Here is a 960-nt window from a genome sequence, read left to right as displayed (position 1 = left end):
CGGCGAACTCGACCAGTGGCTCCGCGACCAGGTGGCGCACGGGCTCGCACAGGCGGAGAAGGCGCCCTACCGGCTGTGGGACGACGCGGCGCGGCGGCTCGTCGACGCGCAGGCGGGCGGTCTCGCCGGGCATGTCAGGGGCCTCGCGGCGATACCGCGCTCGCCCGGTTGGCCCGACCGGCTGCTGGAGGAGTACGCGCTGCTGCGGCTGCTCGTCCGGGCCCATCAGCGGCGGGACGGGTTGCCGGAGGGGCTCCAGGAGACCGTCCGCTCCCGTATCGGGTTCACCGTCGCGCAGGAGGACGTCCTCACCGGCGGGGAGCGCGTCCGGGACCTGTGGTGCGTGACCGGGGCGCGGGACACCGCGCAGGACCTGCTGACCACCCGGCGGGTGTGGCTGCGGGGGCGGAGGACGGGCCGTCCCGCGCTCGTGCTCTCGTTCGCCGCGCCGGGCGCCTCCTTGGACACGTCGTTCATCGTGGGTACGGAGGTCGATGCCGAGCTGGCCTTCTACCCGGGGTCGCAGCCGCTGCGGGCCCTCGTCGCGGAGCGGTTCGGCGCCGCGGCGCCGGGCATGCCCGGCGGGACGTCGGTCCGGGGCCTGCTGGACGAGCACGCCGCCGCGCTCGCGCGCGACCCCTGGCTGGACCGCTGGCCCGCGGCGCTGGAGGACGTCCGCCTGGCCCGTACCGGAGGAGGCGACCTGTACGTGATCGATGAGGCGGGGGACGCGCTCCCGCTCCGGATGGGGGATCCGTGGCGGCTGCTCGCCCTGTCGGGCGGCGGGCCGGTCACGGTGACCGGCGAGTGGGGGCCGCGCGGCCTGCTGCCGCTGGCGGCGTGGCACGAGACCGAGGGGACGGTGGTGCTGTGACCGTGTGGTCCGAGCACGTCACGGCGGCCCTTCTCGGCACCGAGCGCCGTGACCCTCCCGTGCTGCCCGGGGCCCCGGCGGAGGGG

Annotated in this window: 1 protein-coding gene; it reads left to right on the top strand. The window is 76.9% G+C overall.

Annotated elements, in window-relative coordinates; genetic code table 11:
* Window positions 1-874: SWIM zinc finger family protein (locus E1281_RS41025; RefSeq protein WP_165959334.1), on the top strand; the 874-nt coding region annotated here is incomplete at its 5' end.
* Between the last annotated feature and the right edge of the window lie 86 nt (window positions 875-960).

Source organism: Actinomadura sp. KC345 (assembly GCF_004348515.1).
In the GTDB taxonomy this organism is placed as follows: Bacteria; Actinomycetota; Actinomycetes; order Streptosporangiales; family Streptosporangiaceae; genus Spirillospora.
Note: the sequence above shows the minus strand (reverse complement) of the source record. Positions and strands in the feature narration are given on the sequence as shown.